Here is a 26135-nt window from a genome sequence, read left to right on the forward strand (position 1 = left end):
CGGATTGCATCGAATCTAGGAACGCACCCCTCCAAGGTCAAGGCGACGGCGTGCCGCGCGCCAGCGCCTCGTCGAGCATCTCGGGCGGCAGTTCCATCAGTGCGGGCGTCTCGGTCCAGAGCAGCGCGCAGCGTATGGCGCGGCCGGGATGGATCCGCTGGAGAAGCGCGCGATAGGCCGCCATCTGCGCGACATAGGCGGGGCTTGCCTCCTCCACCTTGCGGGGCGGCGGCCTGTTCGTCTTGTAATCGATCACCAGTACATCGTCGCCGACCACGCAGAGCCGGTCGATCTGGCCGGAGACGAGATGCGGCTTGCCGCCGAACTCGATCCGGCCGACCACGGGCACTTCCGCCCGGCCGCCCGGCGCGAACACATCGGCGAATTTCTCATCACTCAGCACACGCGCCACCGCACCCGCGATTTCCGCCTGCGCTTCCCCGTTCAGGCCATGCGCGGGAGCGGAGAGAAAACGCGCCGCCGCCGCCTCCCGCTCGCCGGGCGGCAGGTCCGGCAATGTCTGCAACAGCCGGTGAATGAGGCGGCCGCGCTGGAAGCGGGCCTGGCTATCGCCTGTCAGCGGCGAGGAGACCGGCGGCTCATCGAGGCCTTCCGGCGGCAGGCGCGAGGGCGACAGCGGCCGCGACGGCGCAGGCTCCCTCGGCGCGGGCTCGAAGGCCCAGTGCCCGAGCGGGGCGATGTCCTCGCGCTCCACGATCTCTTCGGGCTCCGGCGCCTGGCGCTGCTCGCCCTCGATGCGCCAAATGCTGCGGCCCTCTTCTTCCTCGACCTCCACCGCATCGGGCAGCAGCGCGGCGCTGGCCAGATTGTACCAACAGCCTTCGGGCGGTTCGCGCAGGCCCCGATAGCCGCAAATGTAGAGCCGGTCGCGCGCGCGCGTCATCGCGACATAGAGAAGCCGGCGATATTCCTTTTCCTGTTCCTCGCGCCAGCGTTCCCGTGCGCCGCCCGTCACCTCGTCCTCGTCGCCCTTGCGCACCGGCCAGAGCAGGAGCTTGGGTTCGGTCGGCAGTTCGATCAGCGCCGGGTCGTGCTGCCCGCCGGGCATGGAACAGGTATCGGGCATGAAGACGATTTCCGCTTCCAGCCCCTTCGCGCCATGCACCGTCATGACGCGCACCTCGTCGCGGCCTTGGTCCATGTCGCGCTTGATTTCCGAGGCGCCGCGCTCCACCCAGTGCAGGAACCCTTCCAGCGAGGGCGCATGGGTGCGCTCATATTCCAGCGCCAGCGCCAGGAACTCGTCGATCGGGTCGTTGGCGTCCTCGCCCAGCCGCGCGAGCAGGCGTTTGCGTCCCGCCTCGCCCGCCAGCACATGGGCGAAGAACTCGTAAGGCGGCTCATAGTCGGCGCGCGCCAGCAGGCGCATCAGCAGATCATGCGCCTGCGCATAGCACTCGCCTTCATGGGCGGCGGCCTGAAGGGCGGACCAGAGATCGCCCTTTCGCCCCCAGGCCAGCTCGAACAGCTCGTCTTCGCTCAGGCCGATAAAGGGCGATTTCAGAACCGTGGCGAGGTTCAGATCGTCCTGCGGCAGCAGCACGAAACGCGCCAGCGCCACGAGATCCATCACCGCCATCTGCTCCATCAGAACCATGCGGTCGGCGCCCGCGACGGGCACGCCCCGTTCCTTCAGATGACGGATCATCTCGTTGACGAAGGAATTTCGCCGCCGCACAAGAATGAGAATGTCGCCCGCCCTGATCGGCCTTGCCCTTGCGGCGAGCGTTTCCCCCTTGTCGAGCCAGCCTGAAATCGTGTCGGCGATGCGGGCGGCCAGTTTCGCGGGCGGCGCCGTCTCGTTCATATAGTCGAGCGGCGCGTCCCAGACATCGACCTCATCGGTTTCGTCGGGTTCTTCCAGCGGCCAGATTTCCACGCGGCCTGCATCGAGTTGGCGCGCTGCGACATGCTCCACCACCTCCGCTTCATCCGCCGTCAGCCCGACCTTCGCCTCGATACGGGCGAAGACGGCATCGACTGCGGCCAGCACCTGCGGCGCGGAGCGGAAGGAGCGCACGAAAGGCACCGGATACCAGACCATGTCCGCCGCCGTCACCGCGCGCTCGAAATGCCGGCGCATCTCCGCGAAGGCGACAGGGTCCGCGCCCTGGAAGGAAAAGATCGACTGTTTTTCATCGCCGACCGCGAAGACGGTGCGTGTGCCGTCATGCGCGCTTTCGCCGGAGAAGAACTCGTCGGCCAGCGCCTGCACGATCTTCCATTGTTCGGGCGACGTGTCCTGCGCTTCATCGACGAGAATATGGTCGATGCCGCCATCGAGCTTGTAGAGCACCCAGGCGCCCATCCGGCTGCGCGTCAGCAGGTCGCGCGTCTTTTCGATGAGATCGCCATAATCGAGAAGCGCGCGACCACGCTTGGCCGTGTCATAGGCTTTCAGCATTTCGGTCGCGATGACGAAGATCGCTTCCGTCGACTGCGCCACGCCCACCGCGCGCAAATGGTTCATGCCGGCAAGGATGCGTTGCTGTTCCTGCATGAGAAGCTCGGCGGCGGCGGGATATTCGGACGCCACCTTCTTCGTCATCAGCGTCTTGCGCGGCTCACCCTTGGCGGTGAGGAAGACGCCCACATAATCGTCGAGCCGGTCGCCGCGCCGTGCCCGCTCTTCGAGAAACCAGTAAAGCGTTTCGGCGCGTTCCTTGTCGGTCTTGGAGCCGGTATCGAGCGCATCGGCGGCTGCGCGCAATTCCTCTTCCGGCACCATGGAAAGCCCGGCGCGCGCCGCCTCCACCGTTTCTTCCGCCGTCACGCCCAGCGCGAGGCGCACCGTCTGCATGACGCCGTCCACGCTGCCGAAATTTTCAATAAGCGATGCAATACCGTCGCGCCGCCCGGCAATTTCCGTCATCAGGCGGGAGAACATGAACTCGTCCACCCGGCCCACGATATGCGCCAGCGCACGGCCCACCGGGCCTTCTTCGTCGTCCTGCGCGGCGAAAAGAACCTGGTCGCGCACTTCTTCCATCAACTCGGCGGAAGAGCGCTCGTCGAGAATGTCGAAATGCGGCGGCACATCCGCTTCCAGCGGAAACCGGCCCAGCACGCTTTCGCAAAAAGCGTGGATGGTCTGGATCTTCAACCCGCCCGGCGTTTCGATGGCACGGGCGAACAGCTTGCGCGCCGTCGCGATCTTCTCCGCGCCCGGCGCCGCGCCGTCCATGTCCTCGATAATGGCGGCAAGCGCGGCATCGTCTTCCATAGCCCATCCGCCAAGCCGCTTGTAGAGACGGCTCGACATTTCCGCCGCCGCGGCCTTGGTGAAGGTGAGGCAAAGAATACGTTCCGGCGCGGTGCCGGAAAGCAGCAACCGCGCCACGCGTGTCGTCAGGGCATGGGTCTTGCCCGAGCCCGCATTGGCCGACACCCAGACGGAGGCGGTCGGGTCCGTCGCCTTCCGCTGCTGATCGTCCGTGACCAGACGTTTCTTTGCAGGGCCCGCACTCATTCTCCATCCCCCGCCGACCATTCGGGCACACGGGCCAGATGGTCGTAATCGCCGTAACGGCCGATGAACATGGGCCGGGGCCGCGAGAGATAGGGCGTCGCCTCTTTCTCGTACTGGGCAAGAAGATCGACCAGTGCATCATAGGTCGCATTGGCCAGCTCGCTGCCCGCATCGGTGATGGCGCGCACTTCGCCCGCGGTTTCACCGCCGGTCAGCCGCACATAGACGAGACGCGAGGTGTTCGCGGCGGGCAGATGCACTTCCCGTCCCTTGGCGTCGCGATAGCGGAAGCCGCCCCTTGCCGCCATTTCCGCTTCCAGCGGCAGTTGCGGCGCGAGGCCCGCCTCCACCTGATTGCGGCTCGGCAGGGCGCCCGTCTTGTAATCGGTAACGACAAGCGTCCCGTCGTCGCGCTCGTCGATACGGTCGGCCCGGCCCGTCAGCAGGACGGGGGTTTCCAGTTCGTCGAGTTCGATCTCGCCGGACAGTTCGGCGTGGCTGCGGCGGATTTCCTGCCGCTCTGCCTGTTCATACTCGACCATCCAGGCGGCGATGCGCTGGAAACGCGGCCACCAGAAGGCGCGCACGCCGGGCCGGTCCATCAGATGGGCGAAAACCTCCGCCCCGATCCGCAGCATTTCCTCCAGCGGATTGGGCGGCAGGCCTTTCGGCCATTCCCGCGTGAACTGCTCGAGCGCCTTGTGGATCACCATGCCGCGTTCGGCGGCGGCCACATCGGCGTCCAGCGGATCGAGCGGCGAGAGCCTCAGCACCTTCCTTGCGTAGATCGCGTAAGGGTCGCGGATCAGCGTCTCGATTTCGGTGACGGAGAATTTGCGCGGGCGCGCTTTCAGCGGCGGCGCAGGGCGCGGCTTGGGGATGGAGATCTGCTCCGCCGCCTCGTCCAGCTCGTCCGCCCAACGCGCCCAGCGCGCGTCGAGCAATCCGTCCTTCACGCCCAGCGCCTCCACCACGCTTGTCAGCCGCAGCCACCAGCGCGAGGCGACGGTGGGCGCGCCTTCCTGTTTTTCCGCCCGGGTCAGCACCGTTTCGCCCGCGCTTGCCGCTTCCACGAAATCATGCGCGGCAAGACCGATGCGCTGTTCGGGCGGTTCGAGCCCCAGCGCCGCGCGCATCGGACGGTTGAGCCAGGGGTCGATATTCGCCTCGCCCGGCCATGTGCCTTCATTGAGACTGCCCAGGATCATGAGGTCCGCATGCTGGAGCCGCGCTTCCATCGGTCCCCAGATGAAGAGGCGCGGATGACGCCCGAAACGCGGGCGCAGATTGCGCGCATCGGCCAGTTCGGCAAAAAGTCTCGGCCATGAGGCGGGCGGAACGGGTCCGAGCTTCGGCGCGGCTTCCAGAAGGTCTTCAAGGAAGGCGGCCGACGCCTCGCCCGTCTCCTTGATCCAGAGCCGGGCCGCGCCCTTTTCCTTGTCGGTCGCGGCCAGCGCTTCGGCCACGCGGATATGCATTTCGGCGAGATAGGCCGGATCGGTCTCGCCGCGCGACATCGCGTCGACCATCGGCTCCAACGCCAGATCCAGATCGTCGATCAGCCGGTCGAGCCCTTCGAAGTCGGCAACGCTGCGCCCGGTGTCCCGACGCCTGTCGCGTTCCTCGACCAGCGCGGCGCGCAAACCGTCCAGACCGGGGGCGGGGCGCGGGCCGCGCAACAGCATGCGTTCCAGCCGCCTTGTCTCGTCGCGCAGCACATAGGGTGCGCGGGAGAGCGCGGCCATGGGATGTTTCAGCATGGCAAGCAGGGGCACGGGTGCGAGGTCTTCGGCCACGGCTTCCGCGACCAGCCGCATGAAGCCGATGGGCGGCGACTTGCCGAGCGGCGCGCCCGCGCTGTCGTCGATCTCGATCCCCCAGCGCCTCAGCTCCATCGCCACCCGTCGGGCAAGGTTCCGGTCGGGGCTTACCAGCGCCGCCGTCTTGCCCGGCACTTCCAGCGCCTCGCGCATCATCAGCGCGATGGCGGCGGCCTCGTCGCGTTCGGCGGAGGCTTCGACGAGGCGCAGGCCCTTCACCGCTTCCAGGGCGCGCGGCTTCAATCCGGCCAGGCTTTCGCGCCAGCGTTCGGTCGTCTCGGCGGGACGCATGGTCTCCGACAGCAGCGTAATGCGCGCCTCCATCCCGCCCACCGGTTCCGCGCCCGGCCAGAAATCGACATCGGCCCGCGTCGCGCCCAGCCGGTCCATCAGCTTCTTCATGCCATATTGCGGATGCGACGCCGTGCCGGGCTCGCCCAGCGTGGTCCAGCTCGCCTCGTCCAGTGCGAGGTCGAGCCCCGGCAACACCACCGCCCCGTTGGGCAGCCGCGAGACCACCGTCAGAAGATCAGCGGTCGCCGGGATCGAGCCGGTAGAGCCCGCCGCAATGACCGGGCCCTGCGGCGGGTTCTTCTTCCAGTGCGTCGCTTCGGCCTCCAGCAGCGCATTGCGGCGCGCGGCCTGTTCCATGAAGCCGAGGCGCTTCATCTCTTCGGGCCAGTGCGAGGTCAGTACTTTCAGGAAATCGACCGTGATCTGCCAGTTCTCGGCATAGGTATCGGGCACCAGATCGGCGAGGTTCTTCAGCGCCACCCGCTCGGTGATCGCCATATCGAGGAACTGACCGAGTTCGGCGGCCAGCGCCAGCGCGCGCGGCGCATCGGGCGTGACGCCCTCTCGTCCCTTTTCCCGCGCGGCGCCGGCCTCATGCTCGAGGATGAAACGGGCAAGCCGCATCTGGCGTTCCAGCGGCGGCATGGCGGGCGCGAGCGCCAGCATGTCCGCCGAGAGCCCGCCCGGATCGAGAATGATGCCGTCCTCATCCACATCGCCCAGCGGGCGGATGACGGGCAGCAGCAGCGCCTCGCCCTCGCCCGCCCGCAGGAACGCATCGCCCAGCGCTCGCGCCGCGCGGCGGGTCGGCAGGAGAATGGTGAGATCGGGCAAGTCCGGCACGCGCCCGTCCGCCATCGCAAAGCGCCCGCCCAGCGAGGGGTCGGCCCTAAGCGCCTCCGCCAGCCGCGCCAGAAAGGGCTGGCCGGAGGGGATCGTGAAAAGATGGAGGGAATCGCGGCTCATGGGAGGGAGTCTAGTGAGTTTCCCCCTCGCGAGGAATCGCCAAGAAATGCCGGACACACCCTAAGGCCGTCATGCCCCGCTTTATGCGGGGCATCCACGTCTTTCCTGCCATTTCCCGCGCTCACGTCTCCTTCAGGGCCGCCTCGGCGTCCTTCAGGTCGTCCGGCGAGCCGACATGCATCCAGAGGCCCTGCATGCGCTGGCCATAGAGCGTGCCCTTTTCGATGAGCCCGTCCCAGATCCGGTTGGTGGAAAAAGCGCCCGCCGGCCCGTCCTTGAAGAGCGCCGGTTTGATGACCTGCACGCCTGCGAACATATAGGGCGCTGTGGTGCTTTCCTCCCGGCGGGTCAGGCGGCCATCCGGGTCCATGGTGAAATCGCCCCTGCCGCAATAGCCCACCGTGCGCACCGCATCGGCGATCATCAGGAGCGCATCCATGCGGTCGGGATCGAAGGCATCGATCAGGTCGCGCAGATTGCTGCCATAGCCCTCCACCCAGACGCTGTCGGAATTGAAGGTGAGAACGGGATCGTCGCCCAGGAGCGGCAGCGCCTTCTTCACCCCGCCGCCGGTGTCGAGCAGCGCGTCGCGTTCGTCGGAAATCACGGTGACGGGCGTCTTGCGCTTTTTCAGATGCGCTTCCAGCTGGTCGGCGAGATAGTGGACATTCACCACCACCTCTTCGATGCCTGCCTCTTCCAGCCGGTCCAGCGCATGGTCGATCAGCGGCTTGCCGTTGAATTCGACCAGGGGTTTCGGCGTTTTCTCGGTCAGCGGGCGCATGCGCGTGCCGAGACCGGCCGCCATCAGCATTGCCTTGGAAACATTACGGCTCATGGGGGTCGGGGTCCTCAGTCGTCCAGCGGCAGGTTTGCATCGATCCAGCGCTTGAGGTCGCCGAGCGCCGGGTGGGCCAGATTGCGCCGCAGGTAGGATTTGGTGCGCGGCATATGCGCCATATAGTGCGGTTTGCCGTCGCGCTTCAACAGGCGCGGCCAGAGCCCGATCAGCCGCAGGCCGCGTTCGGCGCCAAAAACGGCATAGGCCGCGCGAAACGCCTCTTCATCGAAACCGGGCAGCGTGTCCTTGGCGCAGGCGACATAGAAATCCAGCATTACCTCTTCGCGCTCCGCCGGTACGGTCTTGCGCGCATCCTGCAGGAAGGACACGACGTCATAGGCGCGCGAGCCGAGAAAAGCGTCCTGAAAGTCGATAAGGCCCACCCGCTTCAATCCCTTCTGCCCGGAGAGCCAGAGAATATTGGGCGAATGGAAATCGCGCAGGCAGAGCGCGCGGGGGCCCGCCTGCATCAACGGCCAGAGGCCGGACCAGATCGCATGGAATTCCTCGCGCTGCGCCGCGCTCGCCTCGCGCCCCAGCACCACCGGGAAATACCAGTCGAGCGGCACGTCGAGTTCGGCGCGCAGCAGCCCGTCGTCAAAATGCGGCAGCTCATGTGCGCTACCGTCGCCAACGGGAAGGCTTTCCGGCGCGCCCTCTGCCTGCAGCCTCACGAGAAGCTCGATACTGGCGCGGTAAATATCGTCCAGCGTCTCGCCTTCAGGCCCCATGCCCCGGTCCAGAATGCCGCCCAGCACATTGTCGCCGAGATCTTCCAGCAGCAGGAAGCCGCGGTCGAGATCGCTTGCGATGATGTCGGGCGCGGTCAGGCCGAGGCCGGTCAGATAGTTGTCCACCGCCACGAAGGGGCGAACGTCCTCGGCCAGATGCGCGATCGCCGAATAGGCATGCTTCGCATCGTCGCCCTCGTCAGCGGCAGGAGGGGCATCCGGCCCGGCGGGCCAGTCCATCAGCACGGCGGGCCGGCCATCGAGCGTCAGCCGCTCATAGCGGCGTGTGGAGGCGTCGCCTGCGAGGTCCGCCCGCGCCGCGCCGCGCCAGCCGCATGCCTTCAGAAAGTCGCATATCGCCGCTTCGCGCGCGGGATCGGGATGACGGGTCATTCAATCGCTACCGGCTTTTCGGTCTGGGCCTGGCCCAAAGGCTTCGGTCAGTCTCGCCGCCCAGCTTCCGGTTCCCGTCAGTTCCGCGCGGCGCGTTCCATCTGGCATGAGGGAGAGGCGGATGTCGAGCCTGTCGGGCGAAAGCCGCGCCATTTCGCCTTCCGCGCGCTCGGGCCATTCGACCAGCACCGCGCCCTCATCCAGCGCCTCCGCGAGCCCCAGTTCGCGCAGTTCCTCTTCCTCCTCGATGCGGTAGAGGTCCACATGGGTGAGCAGAAGGTCCGGGCTCTCATAGGTCTGGACAAGGGTGAAGGTCGGCGAAGGCACGTCCTCCATGAGGCCATGAGCGCCGAGATGCGCCTGGATCGCCGCGCGGGCGAGCGTGGTCTTCCCCGCGCCGAGATCGCCCCTGAGCAGGATCAAATCGCCCATGGCAAAAAGCGCCGAAAGCCGCAGCCCCAGATCATGGGTCGCCGCTTCGTCTTTCAGCTCGATTTCGAGAGGGGTCGTGTCCGCCATGGGGCCTTTTTATCGGCGGCAATGCGTCGCGCCAATCAACAAAAAAGTTGACGCAAGCGTCATGTTTGTGGCTTTTTAGCATCAGGGCCGAAACCTGACGCTGCGGCGCGCTTGCATGCGCTTTTCGCCGGGTTTTCGGTCACATTTCGCGGCGTTTCGGGACGTGACCTCGGCACCCCTTCACCCTAAAAAGGAGAGGACAGCCCGGTGATTGCGTAGTAAAACTCCGCGAAAGATGACGCCGGCGCCAAGATCGGCGAAACAGAATTCGGGAGGCGGAAACGCATGGGCAAGGACATCATCATCGTCGGGGGCGGACAGGCCGCCGCGCAAGCCGCGCAGAGCCTGCGCGCGGAAGGCTTTGAAGACCCGATCCGCATTTTCGGCGACGAGCCCCATGCGCCCTATCAGCGTCCGCCGCTGTCCAAGAAGTTCCTCGCCAAGGAAATCGGCTTCGACCGCGTGGAGCTGAAGCCGGAGAGCTTCTACGCCGACAACAACATCACCACCCATTGGGGCACGCGCATCACCGAGATCGACCGCAAGGGCAAGCGCGTGATGACCGCCGACGGCCAGACCTTCGAATATGGCAAGCTGCTCATGGCGACCGGCAGCCGCGTGCGCGAAATCAACGTGCCCGGCTTCGAGATGGACGGCATCTATTACCTGCGCAACATCGCGGACGTCGAAGCCATCCAGAGCCATTTCAAGGACGGGGCGCGCCTCGTCGTGGTGGGCGGCGGATATATCGGCCTGGAAGTCGCCGCCGTCGCCAAGAAACACGGCATGGACGTGACCGTGCTGGAGGCCGCCGAGCGCGTCATGTCGCGCGTGGTCGATCCCATCGTCAGCCATTTCTACGAGCGCGTGCATCGCGAGGAAGGCGTGAAGATCGAGACCGGCGTCTCCGTCGCGGGCTTCGAAGGCGACACCCATGTCACCGCGGTCGATTCAGGCGAAGGCAAGCTCTACCCCGCCGATTTCGTGGTGGTGGGGATCGGCATTATTCCGAACACGGAGCTTGCGGTGGAATGCGGGCTCGACGTGCAGAACGGTATCGTCGTGGACGAGAACTGCCGCACCTCCGACCCGGATATTTTCGCGGCGGGCGACTGCACCAGCCATCCCAACGGCATTTACGGCCATCGCCTCCGGCTCGAAAGCGTTCACAACGCCATCGAACAGGGCAAGACGGCGGCCGCCGCCATGATGGGCAACGACAAGCCCTATAATCAGGTACCGTGGTTCTGGTCCGACCAATACGACCTCAAGCTGCAGATCGTGGGCCTGTCGGCGGGCTATACGAAGGCCGTGGTGCGCGGCGACCCGGAAAACGGGCGCAGCTTCGCCGTCTTCTACCTGAAGGACGACACGGTCATCGCCGTCGACGCGGTCAACCGCGCGCCGGAATTCATGATGTCCAAGCAGCTTGTGCACAACAAGACGAAGCTCGACCCGGCCCGCATCGCCGATGAGAGCATCAAGGTGAAGGAAATCGCGCAGGGCTGACAAAGCACCCGCGCCATAACGAGAAGAACAAACACTGGAGGAGTGAGACCCGATGGCGAAGATTACCTATGTCGAGCATAACGGCACCGAGCACACGGTGGATGTGGCCAACGGCCTGACCGTCATGGAAGGCGCGATCAAGAATTCCATTCCCGGCATCGACGCCGATTGCGGCGGGGCCTGCGCCTGCGCGACATGCATGGTCTATGTGCCGAAGGACTGGCAGGACAAGATGCCGGCCAAGGAAGACATGGAAGAAACCATGCTCGACTTCGCCGAGGCCTCCAATGAGGATTCCCGGCTCGCCTGCCAGCTCCCGGTGACCGACGAGCTGGACGGCCTGCGCATCACCATGCCGGAAAGCCAGCACTAAAGGCGTCTTCGTCATTCCGGCCCCGAGCCGGAATCCATGCTGCATGGACCCCGGGTCGACAGGGCCCGGGGTTTGCGTGTTTTGGGGGCAGGTTACGCCTCTGCCTGATAGGTCATGTCCAGCGTGGCGGGATCGAGCAGCTTGAAAAGCCGGTCCCGCTTCACGCCGTCCGACGACAGCGGCAGGATCAGCCGCACATAGGACCAGCGCCGTCCGTTGATCGCGATATAGGTTTTGCGGGCGAGCGACGGTGTGCCCGTCTCCGCCACGCGCAGCCCCGCTTCCAGCACTTTCTTTCCGTCTTCCGGCTTGAAGAAATCATCCGTGGTGCGGCCGCGCATTTCGCCGCCATGCTCCTCGCAGACGCGCGTGCCCGCAAGGCGCACGCGAAGGCGGTTCTCTTCCACATCGAGCACCATCATATAGGGTAGAAGGGCGACCGGAACCTTGGTTGGATCGAGCTGCGCGGGGAAATGCCCCTTCTTCTCGGTCAGCCCGGACCACACATCGTGTACGCGCTGAAGATCTGCATAGGCGGACAGCTCGTCGAGCGGCAGTTCCTCATGCGTCGAGGACTGAAAACTCGTCAGACCGTGTTTTTGCGCAGCCATGGGCGCTTCTCCGGATGATGAAGCTTTCAGCTAACACCGCCCGGGTAAGCATTCGGTAAACATACGCGCCCGCCCGCCGGGGCGGCGCGCCGCCCCGTTCAGTCCGCGGTCACTTTAGTCCGCGGCTTGGGCGAACTTGCCGCTTGCCGGCGAGAGGTCGTGGATCGACATGGGCAGTTCGCGGATGCGCTTGCCGGTCAGCTTGAAGACCGCATTGGCAAGCGCCGGCGCGACGGGCGGCGTGCCCGGTTCGCCAAGCCCGCCCAAGGCCTCGCCGCTGTCGATGAAATGCGTCTCGATGACCGGCGTTTCGGCCAGCGTCACCATCCGGTAGTCGGGGAAATTGCCCTGGGTCACGGCGCCGCCCTCGATGGTGATCTGCCCGTAGAGCGCCGCCGTCAAGCCGTAGATCACGGCGGACTGCACCTGCGCTTCGGCGGTATCGGGATTGATGACGCGGCCGCAATCCACCGCGCAGGTCACCTTGTGAACGCGGGGACGGTTGTCCTCGTCCAGCGAGACCTCCAGCACTTCGGCAACGATGGTCGAGAAGCTCTGCTGCACGGCGATCCCGTGCACACGGCCTTCCGGCAGGGGCTTGCCGAGCCCCGCCTTCTCCGCGGCGAGTTGCAGCACGGCCCGGTGGCGCGGCTTGTCCTTCAGCAGCGCCATTCGGAACTCGTAGGGGTCCTTGCCCGCTTCATGGGCCAGTTCGTCCATGAAGCTTTCATTGAAGAAAGTGTGCTGGGTGTGCGCGACCGAGCGCCAGGGCCCGCGCGGCACCGGCGTCGGATTGTCCACATAGCGGATCGACTGATTTTCCACCGCATAGGGAATATGCGGCGCTTCCGCCGGTTCGTCCTTGTAGACATAGCGGTTCAGCCAGGCGACCGGATTGCCGTCTGCGTCAAGCCCGGCCTTCATCGTATTCGCCACCGCGATACGGTAGGCGTCATGCTGCATATCGTCTTCGCGCGTATAGACGAGCTTTACCGGCGCATCGACTTCCTTGGCGATCAGCGAGGCATAATCGATCTCGCTGGGGAATTCCGAGAAGCCCGAGCGATAGGGAATGCGCCGCCCGAAGCCGCCGCCCAGCAGCAACGGATGCACTTTCACATTGTCATAGTCGATGCCGGTCATGTCGGCGACGCGGGCGCGCGTGCCCAGCGGGTCCTGCGTCCCGACCCAGACTTCGGCCTTGCCGTCATGCACCCAGACGGTGCAGTTCATCGGTTCCATGGTGGCATGCGCCAGATAAGGCACGCGATAGGCGGCTTCCACCACCTTGGCCGCGTTTTTCAGCGCGCCTTCGGCGTCGCCCTTTTCGACATCCTCGGTGCTATCGCCCTGCAGCGCCTTTTCATGGCCTTCGAAAATCGAGGCGGAGGAAATGCCGCCATTGCCGCCATCGTCGAATTCGATGTCGAGCGCGGCGGCGGCCTGCTTGGCGCGCCAGAAATTGTCGGCGATGACCGCCACGCCGACGGGCAGTTCCACAACCTTCTTCATGCCGCGGCGCTTCAGCACTTCCGTTGCATCATAGCGCTTCAGCTTGCCGCCGAAGACGGGCGACTGGCGCAGCGCCGCATAGAGCATTCCCTCGGGCCGCGCGTCGATGCCATAGGTGCCGCTGCCATCCACCTTGCCCGGCACGTCGAAACGCTTGGTCGGCCTGCCGACGATCCGGTACTGGTCCGGCGTCTTGAAGGTCGGCGTTGCAGACGGCGAATATTCCGCCGCTTCCACGGCCAGCTCGCCGAAGGTCGCGGAGCGGTTCTTGCCTTTCAGATAGACGACGCTGTCGCGCACCTCGCAATCGGAGGCGGCGCAGTTCCAGCGCGCCGCCGCGGCCTTCACCAGCATTTCCTTTGCCGCCGCGCCTGCGATGCGCATGCCGTGCTGGCCGGTATAGCGCACGGCCATGGAGCCGCCGGTAATCTGCATGCTCATGAATTTCGCGACATTGTACCAGAGCGTCTCGGCGGCGCCGGCCAGCATGTCGGGCGCGGTCTGTCCCTTGGTGATGAAGAGGCCGAGCGATTCATTGGCGAATTCGGGTTCGGCGGGGGCCTGTTCGGCGCGCACCAGGTTCCAGTCCGCATCCATCTCGTCCGCCGCCATCATGGCGAGCGCGGTGATCGGGCCCTGCCCCATATCGGAATGCGGCACGTAAACGGTCGTGATGTTGTCCGGCGAAATCTTCAGCCAGGTGGTGACGAATTTCTCGCCGCCTTCGGCCGCGATTGCGTTTTCCCGCTCCCGCCGCGAAGGGCCGGACATGGAAACGCCGATGAGAAGCGCCCCGCCTGCAAGGCCGCCTCCGACAAGCATCTGCCGGCGCGTCGGTTTTTTCAGGTCGAATGCCATGGTCCCGTCCCTCCCCTTAAGCGCGCGTCACATCGCGAATGGCGGCCAGTACGCGCGGATAGGATCCGCAGCGGCAGATATTGGTGATCGCCGCGCCGACCTCTTCATCGCTCGGCTGCGGGTTTTCCTTCAGCAGCGCGTCCACCGCCATCAGCATGCCGGACTGGCAATAGCCGCATTGCGGCACCTGCCGCTCGATCCAGGCCTGCTGGAGCGGCGAGAGCCCGCCCGCTTCCGCTTCGGGATCGGCCAGCCCTTCGATGGTGGTGATTTCCGACCCGTCGGCATAGGAGACCGGTATGGAGCAGCTCCGCATCGCGGTCCCGTCCACCTGCACGGTGCAGGCGCCGCAGGCGGCGATGCCGCAGCCGAATTTGGTGCCGGTCAGGCCCAGTTCGTCACGCAACGCCCAGAGAAGCGGCATGTCCTCTTCCACATCGAGCGTGTGTTCTTTCCCATTGACCTTGAAGCTGATCGGCATGGCGAGATCTCCTCCGGCCAGAATGCGGCCGCCCTCTGGTTCCGATAATCGGTGGCCACGCTAACTTGACCGGCCCCCGGTGTCACTGACTATTTTTACCGTTTCGGTCATTTGGTAGTCCGTACGACCTTGTGCAAGCCGTCCGCTGCCCGATTTTGGTCGCAAACAGGAACTAGCCCTGTCTCACGGAACGACAATGACCCAGACAAAAGGAGTTCCACCGATGAGTATTCTCGTGAAGCGCCCCTTCACCCCGTTGCGGAAAACCATCCTTGCCGCAGGCTTCGCGCTGATGGCGGGCGGGCTCGTCTTCGCCGCGCCGGCCAGCGCCGCCGATGCGGCCAAATCCGCCGAGACCGCCGCCCAGCACGCAGGCTTCGCCGCCGGGGCCAGCGGCCTCAAGGGCGTGCATATGCATCTGCATCACGCGCTGAACTGCCTTGTCGGCGAGAAGGGCGACGGCTTCGATGCCGATGAGCTCAATCCCTGCAAAGCGACCGGCGGGGCCATTCCCAATACGACCGATGCCGCCCGCAAGGCCGAGCTGGAAAAGGCCGCCAAGGCGGCGCGCGCAGGCATCGCCGAAACGGACCTCGGCAAGGCCAAGGCCGATGCGAACGAGGTTCAGAAGACCCTCAAGGGCGAGTAATCGCACTCTCGCCTGTCACCTCGGGCTTGTCCCGGGGTGACAACAGAGAATATCGAACCGCCTAGCCGTCCAGTTCCGGGTAGCGCCGGAACAGGCCGTCGCCGAAGTCCTGCCGCCTGTCGCTTTCGAGATAGGCGGCGATATTCGGCCGGGCGGCCACGGCTTCGGCCAGGGCACGGGTGAGCGGCGCCTTGCGGCTCGCCCGTTTCATCGCCTTGGGGAAGGCGAAGTCGAGCCCGTCGATCAGGAAATAAAGCGAGATGTCCGCATAGGTCACGCTGCGCCCGGCCAGCACGGGGCTTTTGCGTTTCGCATTCGCCGGGTTGCGTTCGAGGATCGTCTCGAACCAGCCGAGAATTTGCGGCAGGCGGCTTTCGCGGAACCATTTCGCGCGGCGCTTGGATTCCTCGATCTGGTCTTCGTAATACATCGCCACCGAAATCGGGTGATGCGTGTCATGCGCCTCCACCGCGAAATCGGCGATGGTGAGTTGGATCTGGTGCAGCCAGAGCCGCATCGCTTCCGCCTCCGGCGCAAGGCCGATGCGCGGTCCCAGCCAGTGCAAGATGACCGGCGTCTGGCCGAGTACCGTTCGCCCGTGCCGCAGGATCGGGCAGGCAAAGGACGGGCGCTCGCTTTCCTCCATCAGCTTTTGCATTTCGGCAAAACCGTCCGGCCGCTCGCGCGTGACATCCACATAAGGCGCGCCCGCATCTTCCAGCGCCAGACGGATGAATTCGCCCCGGCCGGGAATGCCGGGCCAGTAGAAGAGTTCGTAGGGTTTCGCCATGTTGTGTGCCTCTAGAACGGCGTGGGATCGGTGAAGCTTACCCTCGCGCCGCCGGTCGGATGACGCAAGCCGAGCGTTTCGGCATGGAGTTGCAAACGCGGCGCAGCCTCGAAGATCTCGTCCTCGGCGTAAAAGGCATCGCCCAGTATCGGGTGGCCGAGATGCATGAGATGCAGCCGCAGCTGATGCGAGCGCCCGGTGAGCGGCATGAGGCGGAGCCGCGTCACCGGCATCGCGCCCTCTTCGCGCGCCACAACTTCCCAGCGCGTGATGGCGGCGCGCCCGCGCTCATGATCGATCATCTGCATGGGGCGGCGTTCCGGGTCGGTCGCGATCGGCAGGTCGACCTCGCCGCTGTCGCCGTTCACATGGCCGGCGACGCGGGCGATATAGGTCTTCTCCACGCGGCGGCTCTGGAACTGCTTGCCGAGATGGCGCTGCGCCTTGTCGTGCCGGCCCAGCACCATGACGCCGGAGGTATCCTTGTCGAGCCGGTGGACGATCCGCGCCGCACCCCAGCGCTTCACCGCGCGCGCTTCCAGACAATCGCTGAGATGCGCCTCCTTCCCCGGCACGGTGAGAAGCCCGGACGGCTTCGACAGCACGAGAATGTCGTCATCCTCATGCAGCACGGTAAGCCAAGGCTCCGTCGGCGGGTCGTAGGTGAAGGGGCGGGGTCCGGTCATGGGAGAGGTATGGGGAAAAACAGGCTCAGGGGCAATGCGTGCTCCCCAAGCCATGCCGTCATCCCGGGGTGACACCCAGGAAATCCCGCCGAATCCCGTCACTTTACGCGCGTCACGAAACCCCACATAAAACATAGCAGTACACTCGGATATACTCTGATAAAATGTCAGCAAGGTATAAAACCGAGCGAAACGATCAACTACTTCCGGGAGCGGGATATATGGGGACGGAACATTTCGACGTGGTCATTGTGGGGGCCGGCATTTCCGGCATTGGCGCGGGCTACCACCTGCAGGCCAATTGCCCGGACCGCTCCTATGTGATCCTGGAAGGCCGCGAAAGCATGGGCGGCACCTGGGACCTCTTCCGCTATCCCGGCATCCGCTCCGACAGCGACATGTACACGCTCGGCTATTCCTTCCGCCCGTGGAAAGAAGCAAAGGCCATCGCCGACGGGCCGAACATCCTGAAATATCTGAAAGACACGGCGGCCGATTACGGCATCGACAAGCATATCCGCTACAGCCACAAGGTGACGGGCGCGTCCTGGTCGTCGGAGCATGCGCTGTGGACGGTGAAGACGGAGCGCGGCGATACGGGCGAGACCGCCGAGTTCACCTGCAACTTCTTCTTCGTCTGCTCGGGCTATTACGATTACGACGAAGGCTATACGCCGGACTTTCCGGGGGCGGAGGATTTCAAGGGCCGCATCGTCCATCCGCAGAAATGGACCGACGATATCGACTTCAAGGACAAGAAGGTCGTGGTGATCGGCTCGGGCGCGACCGCCGTCACGCTGGTGCCGGAAATGGCGGAGGACGCCGCGCATGTCACCATGCTGCAGCGCTCGCCGACCTATGTCGTCGCGCGGCCCGCGGAAGACAAGATCGCCAACTGGCTGAGGCGCAACCTCCCGGCGAAGACCGCCTATGGCCTCACCCGGTGGAAGAATGTGCTGCTGGGCATGTATTTCTTCCGCATGTGCCGCAAGGCGCCGGAGAAGGTGAAGTCGCTTCTGCTCAAGGGCGTGCGCGCCGAACTCGGCCCGGATTTCGACGTGAAGACGCATTTCACGCCGTCCTATAATCCGTGGGACCAGCGCCTCTGCCTCGTGCCGAACGGCGATCTCTTCGCCTCCATCCGCGAGGGCAAGGCCTCGGTCGAGACCGACCACATCGAGCGCTTCACCGAGAAGGGCATCCTGCTCAAATCGGGCAAGGAACTGGAAGCCGACCTCATCGTCACCGCGACGGGGCTCAAGCTCAAAATGCTGGGCGGCGTCGATCTCAGCGTGGACGGCACGCAGGTCCATCCCAGCGAGACGATGAGCTACAAGGGCATGATGTATTCAGACGTGCCGAACCTTGCTTCCTGCTTCGGCTATACGAATGCGTCCTGGACACTGAAATGCGACCTCACCTGCGAATATGTGTGCCGCCTGCTGAACGAAATGAAAAAGTCCGGCAATCGTCAGTGCACCCCGCGTGTGACCGATCCGAATCTGGGCGAAGAGCCCTGGCTCGACCTTTCGTCGGGTTACATCCAGCGCGCGCAGCATCTCTTCCCGAGGCAGGGCGACCGCAAGCCGTGGAAGCTCTATCAGAACTACGCCAAGGACATGATGATGCTGCGCTTCGGCAAGCTCGACGACGGCGCCATGGCGTTCTCCAACCCAGCCCCGTCCAATGCGCGGCCTCAGGTGGAAGAGCCGGAACGCCTGGCGAGCTGAGTTTCCACGTCATTGCGAGAAGGCGTCAGCCGACGAAGCAATCCAGACCAGTGTTTGCCGCACTGGATTGCTTCGCTTCGCTCGCAATGACGATGAAGGGACAATGAGGGACCCCCTCAGTCCACCACCGCGTCCCGATCGCTCGGCGCAGGCGTGTCGGCGGGCCGGGGCGGGGCGGCGCGGACCGGCAGGTGGCAGGTTACGCAGGTGCCGAGATCGGGCGCGCTTTCCAGCGTCACCCAGCCGCCATGCAGTTCCACGAAGGAGCGCACCAGCGACAGGCCGAGGCCTGCGCCCCGGCGGCGGTCCTGTCCGCCATGCGCCTCGAAACGGTCGAAGACGGTGGACTGGAATTCCGGTTTGATGCCGTCGCCCGTATCGGCCACGTAAAGCTCGACCGAATTTTCGTGCCGCCGCGCGCCGATGGTGATGGTGTCGCCGGGGCTCGTGAAGCTGAGCGCATTCGACAAGAGGTTGATCATGATCTGCTTGATGCGCTTTTCGTCGGCGCGGATCGCGCCGGTATCGGCCGGGCAGTCGACCTTCAGGCCCACCTTGCTCTTCTGGGCCGGACGCTGCGCGAATTCCTCCGCCGCATAGAGCACTTCGGAAATTTCCATGTCCGACAGGTCGAGCGTCATCGCTCCGGCTTCGATCACGGCGAGATCCAGAATGTCGTTCACCGTGTCGAGCAGGGTCTGCGAACTTTCGAGAATGCCTTGCATATATTCGTGCTGGCGCGGTTCCAGCCCGCCGAACATTTCCGATTCCAGGATTTCGCCGAAGCCGATGATATTGGTGAGCGGGGTGCGCAGCTGGTAGGAGACATGGCTGATGAATTCCGACTTCAGCCGGTCCGCCGTTTCCAGCGCGTCATTGCGTTCCCTGAGCGCGATCTCCATGCGCGTCGCATCGGTCACGTCGAGATAGGTGATGAGCGTCGCCCCGTCGGGCAGCGGCACGATGGCGAAATCGACCACTGTCTCGTCGGGCCGGTTGAGGCGCCCGGTCGTGTTGGCACGCATGCCCGACACCATCGTCACCTGCGTGCGCAGCAGCTCGGCTTCTTCCGGTTCCGCATAGAGCGGGCGGCACAGATCGATGACGTCGCTGACATGGGGTTCGTCGGCAAGCTGTTCTTCCGACAGGCCCCAGATGCGGCCATAGGCGGGGTTGGACAGCTTCAGCCGTCCGTCGCTGCCGAACACGGCCACGCCTTCATAGAGGTGGTCGATCGTTTCGCGCTGCACGCGGGCCAGCGTGTTGTAGGAGCTTTCCAGGTTGAGCCGTTCGGTGACGTTCTCATAGAGATAGATGACGCCGCCAAAGGGATGCGCCTGTGCGTTGAGCTTCACCGTGCGCCCGTCCGGCAGATGCCAGAATTCCTCCACCGGCTGGGTGGAGGTGTAAAGCTCCATGCGCGCCTGTTTCCAGGCCTGGAAATTCGCCTGTTCCGGCAGGCGGCGCTGCGCGCGCAGCTCGTCCAGGATCGCGCTGTCGGTCGGCTCTTCGTCGAGCCATTGCGGCTCCAGACCCCAGAGTTCCTCGAAGGCGTGATTGCGGAATTTGAGACGCTTGTCGGGCCCGCAGATCGCAACCGCCGTATTGAGCCGGTTCAGCGTTTCGGCATGGCTGTCGATATGCCGCTTCAGGTCGTCCTGCAGGTTTTCTTCCGCCGTCACGTCGATGGCGATGCCCGCCGTGCCGCCATCGAGATGGCTTTCCACGACATCGAGGGCGCGGCGTTCGCCCGACATGATCGCATGGGTGCGGCTTTGCACGCGGGGCTTGTCGAAGAGCTTGCGGCGCATGGCGCCCAGCGCTTCCTCGCCCAGCAGTTCCAGTTCCCGCGACACCGCATCTTCGGGCGAGGTGGCGTCCACGGCGATCGCATAGGCCTTGTTGACCCAGACGAGACGGCCCTCCCCGTCGCGCCGCCAGGCCGGACAGGGCACTTCCATCAGATGGGTTTCGTAGCGCGCCCGTTCGGTGTCGGCCTGGCGCATGCGCTCGGTCAGGCGCGCCACCTCGGCGCGTTCGCCCGTCACGTCGCGCAGCCAGAGCACGGCAAGCGCGCCCGCGGGCCGGCCTTCCGCCTCGAAAATGCGCCCGTCCAGCGCTTCCACATGGAGGGAAAAGCGCGCGCCGAGCCGCCGCAGGCGTTGCACGGCGGTGTTGAGCCGGCCCGCATTTTCAGGCCGGAGGCGCTCCAGCAGGTAATTATAGTCGAGGTCGCCCGAGGCCGGATCCACCAGCCCCGCGGTGGAGCCGACGATGCGCGGCCGCGCCTGAAAGGTGCCGGGGGAGGCGCGCAGGCTTTCCGGCGTCCAGATAAAGAGGGCGTCGGGCTCGGCGGCCAGGATCGATTCGGCCGTGTCGAGCCGCACCGACAAGGCGGTCAGCTCGTCCTCGCGCGAAATCGCGGTCTTGCGCGCGGCGCGGGCGGCGCGCATCGCCACCACGGTAAACAGGATCGCCGCGAGCGCGATGCCCGCCGCGACGGCATAGGCGATGATGATGTTCTGGTCGGCGGCGACCTCTTCGGGCACGCCCAGCGCCGTCAGCGCGGAGCCGACGAGATTATCGGCCTGCGCGGGCCCCGCCGTCGCGGCAAGCCATAGCGCGCCGCCTGCGCCGACCGCGCATGCGCGCCACACGCCGCGCGTCTTGCTGCCTTTTGCCCCCTGCATACCGCTTTCCTTATGCCTGCCCCCCGCAGGCAGGTTCAATCTGCCCAAATCAGCAGACCGCCGAAAGTTTACACTATGTCCGGAAGCATTTCGAAACTGCCAACAAAAAGACCCGGCTCATGAAGAGCCGGGCCCTGCTTGAAAGCAATCGCGCCGATCGCGGTCTGGTATTCGCGACGGGCGCGATTGCGATCGGCGCAAAATCGCTTAGTAGCGATAATGTTCCGGCTTGAAGGGGCCTTCAGCCGGCACGCCGATATAGTCAGCCTGCTCTTTGCTCATCTTCTCGAGCTTCACGCCGATCTTCTCGAGGTGCAGCATCGCAACCTTCTCGTCGAGCGACTTGGGCAGCGTGTAGACGCCGATCGGGTACTCGTCGGTCTTGGTGAAGAGTTCGATCTGGGCCAGCACCTGGTTGGTGAAGGAGGCGGACATCACGAAGCTCGGATGGCCCGTGGCGCAGCCGAGGTTCACCAGACGGCCTTCGGCCAGCAGGGTGATCTTCTTGCCGTCGGGGAATTCGATCTCATCCACCTGCGGCTTGATGTTCGTCCACTTGAAGTTCTTGAGCGCACCGACCTGAATTTCGCTGTCGAAATGGCCGATGTTGCAGACGATGGCACGGTCCTTCATCGACCGCATGTGATCGACGGTGATGACGTCGATATTGCCCGTCGTGGTGACGAAGATGTCGCCGCGCGTCGCGGCTTCATTCATCGGCACGACTTCATAGCCTTCCATGGCGGCTTGGAGCGCGCAGATCGGGTCGATCTCGGTCACCAGCACGCGGCAGCCGGCCTGACGCAGCGACGCGGCGGAGCCTTTGCCCACATCGCCGAAGCCCGCGACAACGCCGACCTTGCCGGACATCATCACGTCGGTCGCACGGCGGATGCCGTCCACCAGCGATTCGCGGCAGCCATAGAGGTTGTCGAACTTCGACTTCGTCACGCTGTCGTTCACATTGATCGCCGGGAAGAGCAGTTCGCCCTTCTTGAACATTTCATAGAGGCGGTGAACGCCGGTGGTCGTCTCTTCGGAGACGCCCATGATGGCTTCGCCGACCTTCGTGTACCAGCCGTGATTGTCCTTCAGGCGCTTCTTGATCGAAGCGAAGAGCGCCGTCTCTTCCTCATTCTGCGCCTTGTCGAGGAAGGCGGTGTCGCCCTTCTCGGCGCGGATGCCGAGATGGATGAGGAGCGTGGCGTCGCCGCCATCGTCGAGGATCATGTTCGGAACGCCGCCATCGGCCCATTCGAAAATGTTGTGGCAGTATTCCCAGTACTCTTCCAGCGTCTCGCCCTTCACGGCGAAAACCGGCGTGCCGCCCGCGGCGATCGCGGCGGCGGCGTGGTCCTGCGTGGAGTAGATGTTGCACGACGCCCAGCGGATGTCGGCGCCCAGCGCGGCCAGCGTCTCGATCAGCACGGCGGTCTGAATGGTCATGTGCAGCGAGCCGGCGATCCGCGCACCCTTGAGCGGCTGCGACTTGGCATATTCCTCGCGCGTGGCCATCAGGCCCGGCATCTCGGCCTCGGCGATTTCGATCTCCTTGCGGCCGTAATCGGCAAGCGAGATGTCCTTAATGACGTAATCCTGTTTGGCACCCATGGGCGATATAACTCCTTTGGTGTCGTCGGTCTGTGTTTTGCCTTGCGGGCGCAGCACCGAATTCTGCGAAAAATCGCCGATTCCGGCGGTAGCGCACCCCGCGCAAGGCCGTGGGCCCCGCGCCAGCGTCAGCCGGTCGGCCCGGCAAATTCGGCGTGGTTATAGCAAGCCCGACCCGATGGGGCAAGGACGACATAAAGAAATGTTTATATCTTTGTTTCCGATGGGCAATCGGGGCCGGACGGGTCAATCCCGTTCGCCGAAGCCGTCCTCGACAAGCTCGGCCAGGGCCTTGATTGCCATTTCCGCCTGCGAGCCGGTGGCCTCGACCTCGATGGAGGAGCCCTTGCTCGCCGCCAGCATCATCAGGCCCATGATGGAGGTGCCCGGCACGGTATGCCCGTCCCGGCTCACCGAAATATCTGCCTTGAACTGCTCGGCCACCTGCACGAAGCGGGCGGAGGCGCGGGCATGAAGGCCCCGGCTGTTGACGATGGTGAGGGTGCGGCGGCATTCGCCGTTTTCGGAAGAGGAGGCGCCGTTTTCGGAAGGAGAGGCGCCGGATGTTCCGGATGCGCGGTTTTCTTCCTCCCGGGGCATCTGCGAGGTCACGCGCCGTCGCCCGCGAGGACGCGGCTGGCGATGGAAATGTATTTCCGGCCCGATTCCTGCGCCTGATCCACCGCTTCGCGCAGATCCTTGCTCTCGCGGACGCTGGCCAGCTTGATCAGCATGGGCAGGTTCACGCCGGCGATCACCTCCACGCGCGCCTTGTTCATGACGGAAATGGCGAGATTGGAGGGCGTGCCGCCGAACATGTCGGTGAGCAGGATCACGCCATCGCCGGTGTCCGCCTTGGCGACGGCATCGAGTATGTCCCGGCGCCGCTGCTCCATATCGTCATCAGGGCCGATGCAGATCGCTGCCACCTGCTTTTGCGGCCCCACGACATGCTCCATGGCCGCCACAAACTGACTGGCAAGCTGGCCATGCGTAACGAGTACTAATCCGATCATCCACCGCCCTCTTTGCCATCCGTCTTCGCTTTACGCGGCAGGCTGCCTTCTTGTCATGACGAATGGCTCAACTCGCGCCCGCTAAACCCGCATCGTGAACGTATTTTAAGCAAGTTGGCAAGTGTTGCAGCGCAACAATAAGGCAGTTTCGCGACGCCTCGGCCTTCAGGCCCCGCCCAGAATGCCGTCCTCGCCCGGGAAACCGCGATCAGGCAGCACTTCAAGCGCCAGCCGCAGCTTGTCGGCGGCTGTCAGATCGAAGGCGTGCAGCCGGATCAGGGGCAGGCGAACGCCCTGGATTTCCTCGAATTCCGGCGCCGGCAACCGCGGCACCTCGTCCCTCGGCACCAGCTCGGCAATGAGCCGCACCGCCGCCCGGTCGATCACGGGGACGCGCAAGAGGCCGAGGCCGCGCAATTCGATGAGGCCGGTCAGCGCCTGAGGGGCGGTCGCGGCAAGCCCGTCCTGCGACGCGTGAAGATGCACCTGATCGTCGGCGACGAGGCGCGTCTCACCGCTTGCATCCGCCCGGATCATGCGAAAGGCGAGGTCGGATTTGCCCGAGCCGGGGCGACCGCGCAAAAGCGCGGCCCGTCCGCCGCAGGCTATGCAGGTCGCATGGATGGTGATGCCGTTTTCCGTCATCGGGACCGCTTCCTATACCGGCGCAGCGGGCAGGGTGACGATGAAGCGTGCGCCCTGCACCTCGTCATACTGCATCCGGTTTTCGGCCCGGATGGTCCCGCCATGCGCTTCGACGATCTGGCGCGAGATCGCCAGGCCGAGGCCGGAATGCTTGCCGAAACTGTCGGGCCTGTCGGTATGGAAGCGGTCGAAGATCTTTTCCAGACTGTCTTCGGGTATGCCCGGTCCCTGATCTTCCACCATGACGACGATATTGCCGGGCTCGCGCCGCGCGATCACCTTCACCTGCGCCCCTTCCGGGCTGAAGGAGAGCGCATTGTCCACAAGGTTGCGCACGACCTGGCCGAGCCGCATGTCGAAGCCCTTCACCACCATGCGGTCGCGTCCCGGGGCGCCCGGATCGATGTCGAGCATCACCCGCCGTCCTTCGGCGACGCCCGTTTCGGTAAAGAGATCGCACACCGCTTCCAGCAGGGTGGCGATGTTCACATCGTCCGTTTCCTCGCGCGCCAGTTCGGCATCGAGGCGCGAGGCGTTGGAGATGTCGCTGATGAGGCGGTCGATGCGTTTCAGATCGTCCTTGATGATCTCGTTCAGCTTCTGCCGCTGCTCGTCGGTCTTGACGAACTGAATGGTCTCGATCGCGCTCGACAGCGAGGTGAGCGGATTTTTCAGCTCATGCGCCACATCGGCGGCGAAACTTTCGATGGCGTCGATGCGGCTGTAGAGCGCATTCGTCATGTCGCGCAGCGCGCCCGACAGATCGCCGATCTCGTCGCGCCGTTCGGTGAAGTCGGGGATCTGCGCCCGCGCCGTCTTGCTGCGCCGGACGATGTCCGCCGATTCCGCGAGCCTTCGCACCGGCTCGGCGATGGTCGCGGCCAGCACGACCGAAAGCAGAATGGTCACGCCCAGCGTGACGAGAAAGACCTGCAGGATCGCAAAGCGTTCGCCGCGCACGATGGCGTCGATGTCGCCGCCGCGCGTCGACAGCATCAGCGCGCCCAGCACCGCCCGGTAGCGCTGGATCGGCACGGCGACGGAAACGATCAGTTCGCCGCGATCATTGACGCGTTCCATGCTGGCGGCCTGCCCCGTCAGCGCCCGGGTCACTTCCTGATACATCTTGCCGTTCTGGCCGCCCGCCTCCTTGAACAGCTCAAGGTCGCGTCCCGGCAGAAAGCTCACCATCCATTGATAGAGACGGGTGAAGACATTTCGGTCCTCATCCGCGTCCGCCGGCGGCGGCAACTCGAAGGCGACGACCTGGGCGGAGGCCGACAGGCGACGGCTGTCGAGCAGCAGCCAGCCGCTCCGGTCGTAAAGCCGGGCGCGTGTCCGGGTGGGAACCGTCAGTCTGCGGAGGATGGGCGCGGCGGCTTCCGGCACGATGGGGAGAACCTTGTCGGCCTCCCCGCTCGCAGCGGGCCCGTTCCGGCCGCTTTCATCGGCGTTGCCGGAAGCGCCGTCCAGCGGATCGATGACCGTAGCTCTCGGCGCTTCGGTCGCGCCCTGCGCCAGGGCGCCGGCAATGATCTCGGCCTGGGTCAGCAGGCTCTGCCGGCGCGCATCGATCAGTCCTTCGCGAAACTGGTTGATATAGAGGATACCCGCCACCATCACGATGAGGGCGACGACGTTGAAGACGACGATGCGGCGCGTCAGGCTGGAAAAGCGGCCCCGGACGAGAAAACTGCGAAAGCGGCTCCAGGCAAGCCGGATCAGCGCGAGCAGGCGGGTCGGCAAAGACCGAGCCTCTCCCGGGCCCGTCTTTCCGGCCCCGCTCTTTCCCGCCGCATGCGCGGTATCATGCGCATCGGCCGGGAAGTCGTCCGCATGCGATTGGCCCCTATCCGACAGCTCGTCCTCGCTCACACTTGCCATTTGCCATGCGTTCAACGGGCTTCGGCGGTATTGCCG

20 protein-coding genes are annotated in these 26135 nt (G+C 64.9%); 4 read left to right on the forward strand and 16 right to left on the reverse strand.

Translation table 11 applies throughout. The features are described 5' to 3' along the window. Window positions 1-37 precede the first annotated feature (37 nt). From addA to tsaE, 5 genes are all read right to left on the reverse strand, one after another. Window positions 38-3490 (reverse strand): double-strand break repair helicase AddA, encoded by a 3453-nt coding sequence (addA, locus tag ACSSVQ_RS09680; RefSeq protein ID WP_454182627.1) that lies wholly within the window; start codon window positions 3488-3490, stop codon window positions 38-40. Beyond that, on the reverse strand, window positions 3487-6570 hold the full coding sequence (gene addB / locus ACSSVQ_RS09685) for a double-strand break repair protein AddB (RefSeq protein ID WP_454182629.1): 3084 nt from the start codon (window positions 6568-6570) through the stop codon (window positions 3487-3489). Before addB ends, addA begins: the two co-directional genes overlap by 4 nt. Window positions 6571-6691: 121 nt before the next feature. Beyond that, a complete protein-coding gene (locus ACSSVQ_RS09690; protein WP_454182631.1) occupies window positions 6692-7408 on the reverse strand; it encodes a nucleotidyltransferase family protein in 717 nt (238 codons plus the stop codon). 14 nt (window positions 7409-7422) lie between these two features. After that, window positions 7423-8535, reverse strand: coding sequence for an aminoglycoside phosphotransferase family protein (locus tag ACSSVQ_RS09695; RefSeq protein ID WP_454182633.1), 1113 nt, complete (start codon window positions 8533-8535; stop codon window positions 7423-7425). Beyond that, window positions 8536-9054, reverse strand: a complete 519-nt coding sequence (gene tsaE, locus ACSSVQ_RS09700; protein WP_454182635.1) for a tRNA (adenosine(37)-N6)-threonylcarbamoyltransferase complex ATPase subunit type 1 TsaE — start codon at window positions 9052-9054, stop codon at window positions 8536-8538. It lies immediately after the preceding gene. A gap of 285 nt (window positions 9055-9339) precedes the next feature. Here tsaE and ACSSVQ_RS09705 point away from each other — a divergent pair, with 285 nt between their 5' ends. Together ACSSVQ_RS09705 and ACSSVQ_RS09710 are read left to right on the forward strand one after the other, a co-directional pair. Next, window positions 9340-10563: an NAD(P)/FAD-dependent oxidoreductase gene (locus tag ACSSVQ_RS09705; protein ID WP_454182637.1), complete on the forward strand. Its 1224-nt coding sequence runs from the start codon at window positions 9340-9342 to the stop codon at window positions 10561-10563. A 52-nt stretch (window positions 10564-10615) separates the two neighbouring features. Then, window positions 10616-10936: a 2Fe-2S iron-sulfur cluster-binding protein gene (locus ACSSVQ_RS09710; RefSeq protein ID WP_454182639.1), complete on the forward strand. Its 321-nt coding sequence runs from the start codon at window positions 10616-10618 to the stop codon at window positions 10934-10936. Between the two features lie 92 nt (window positions 10937-11028). Here the strand turns inward: ACSSVQ_RS09710 and ACSSVQ_RS09715 are convergent, their stop codons facing one another. The 3 genes from ACSSVQ_RS09715 to ACSSVQ_RS09725 all read right to left on the reverse strand — a co-directional run bounded on the left by ACSSVQ_RS09715 (window position 11029) and on the right by ACSSVQ_RS09725 (window position 14398). Beyond that, window positions 11029-11547, reverse strand: coding sequence for a PAS domain-containing protein (locus ACSSVQ_RS09715; protein ID WP_454182641.1), 519 nt, complete (start codon window positions 11545-11547; stop codon window positions 11029-11031). Window positions 11548-11661: 114 nt separating this feature from the next. Further along, on the reverse strand, window positions 11662-13917 hold the full coding sequence (locus ACSSVQ_RS09720; protein ID WP_454182643.1) for a molybdopterin cofactor-binding domain-containing protein: 2256 nt from the start codon (window positions 13915-13917) through the stop codon (window positions 11662-11664). Window positions 13918-13933: 16 nt separating this feature from the next. After that, window positions 13934-14398, reverse strand: a complete 465-nt coding sequence (locus ACSSVQ_RS09725; RefSeq protein WP_454182645.1) for a (2Fe-2S)-binding protein — start codon at window positions 14396-14398, stop codon at window positions 13934-13936. Window positions 14399-14621: 223 nt separating this feature from the next. Here ACSSVQ_RS09725 and ACSSVQ_RS09730 point away from each other — a divergent pair, with 223 nt between their 5' ends. Beyond that, entirely contained in the window at window positions 14622-15047 is a 426-nt protein-coding gene (locus ACSSVQ_RS09730) for a hypothetical protein (RefSeq protein WP_454182646.1), read from the forward strand. A gap of 61 nt (window positions 15048-15108) precedes the next feature. Here the strand turns inward: ACSSVQ_RS09730 and ACSSVQ_RS09735 are convergent, their stop codons facing one another. Together ACSSVQ_RS09735 and ACSSVQ_RS09740 are read right to left on the reverse strand one after the other, a co-directional pair. Beyond that, a complete protein-coding gene (locus ACSSVQ_RS09735) occupies window positions 15109-15837 on the reverse strand; it encodes a glutathione S-transferase (protein ID WP_454182648.1) in 729 nt (242 codons plus the stop codon). Window positions 15838-15848: 11 nt separating this feature from the next. Next, entirely contained in the window at window positions 15849-16523 is a 675-nt protein-coding gene (locus tag ACSSVQ_RS09740) for an RluA family pseudouridine synthase (protein WP_454182650.1), read from the reverse strand. A gap of 221 nt (window positions 16524-16744) precedes the next feature. Here ACSSVQ_RS09740 and ACSSVQ_RS09745 point away from each other — a divergent pair, with 221 nt between their 5' ends. Then, window positions 16745-18253 carry a flavin-containing monooxygenase gene (locus ACSSVQ_RS09745; protein WP_454182652.1) on the forward strand — a complete coding sequence of 503 codons (1509 nt, stop codon included), beginning with the start codon at window positions 16745-16747 and terminating at the stop codon, window positions 18251-18253. 116 nt (window positions 18254-18369) lie between these two features. Here the strand turns inward: ACSSVQ_RS09745 and ACSSVQ_RS09750 are convergent, their stop codons facing one another. From ACSSVQ_RS09750 to ACSSVQ_RS09775, 6 genes are all read right to left on the reverse strand, one after another. Further along, entirely contained in the window at window positions 18370-20943 is a 2574-nt protein-coding gene (locus ACSSVQ_RS09750; RefSeq protein ID WP_454182654.1) for an ATP-binding protein, read from the reverse strand. Between the two features lie 207 nt (window positions 20944-21150). After that, complete coding sequence (gene ahcY, locus ACSSVQ_RS09755; protein ID WP_454182656.1) at window positions 21151-22554, reverse strand: adenosylhomocysteinase; 1404 nt, start codon at window positions 22552-22554, stop codon at window positions 21151-21153. A gap of 246 nt (window positions 22555-22800) precedes the next feature. Continuing rightward, window positions 22801-23154: an HPr family phosphocarrier protein gene (locus ACSSVQ_RS09760; protein WP_454184677.1), complete on the reverse strand. Its 354-nt coding sequence runs from the start codon at window positions 23152-23154 to the stop codon at window positions 22801-22803. Between the two features lie 8 nt (window positions 23155-23162). Continuing rightward, on the reverse strand, window positions 23163-23570 hold the full coding sequence (locus ACSSVQ_RS09765; protein WP_454182658.1) for a PTS sugar transporter subunit IIA: 408 nt from the start codon (window positions 23568-23570) through the stop codon (window positions 23163-23165). Window positions 23571-23735: 165 nt separating this feature from the next. Next, the gene (locus ACSSVQ_RS09770; protein WP_454182660.1) at window positions 23736-24215 is read right to left on the reverse strand and encodes an HPr kinase/phosphorylase; all 480 of its coding nucleotides are present in this window, start codon (window positions 24213-24215) and stop codon (window positions 23736-23738) included. 12 nt (window positions 24216-24227) lie between these two features. Beyond that, window positions 24228-26099, reverse strand: a complete 1872-nt coding sequence (locus ACSSVQ_RS09775; RefSeq protein WP_454182662.1) for a sensor histidine kinase — start codon at window positions 26097-26099, stop codon at window positions 24228-24230. Between the last annotated feature and the right edge of the window lie 36 nt (window positions 26100-26135).

Source organism: Parvibaculum sp. MBR-TMA-1.3b-4.2 (assembly GCF_053628815.1).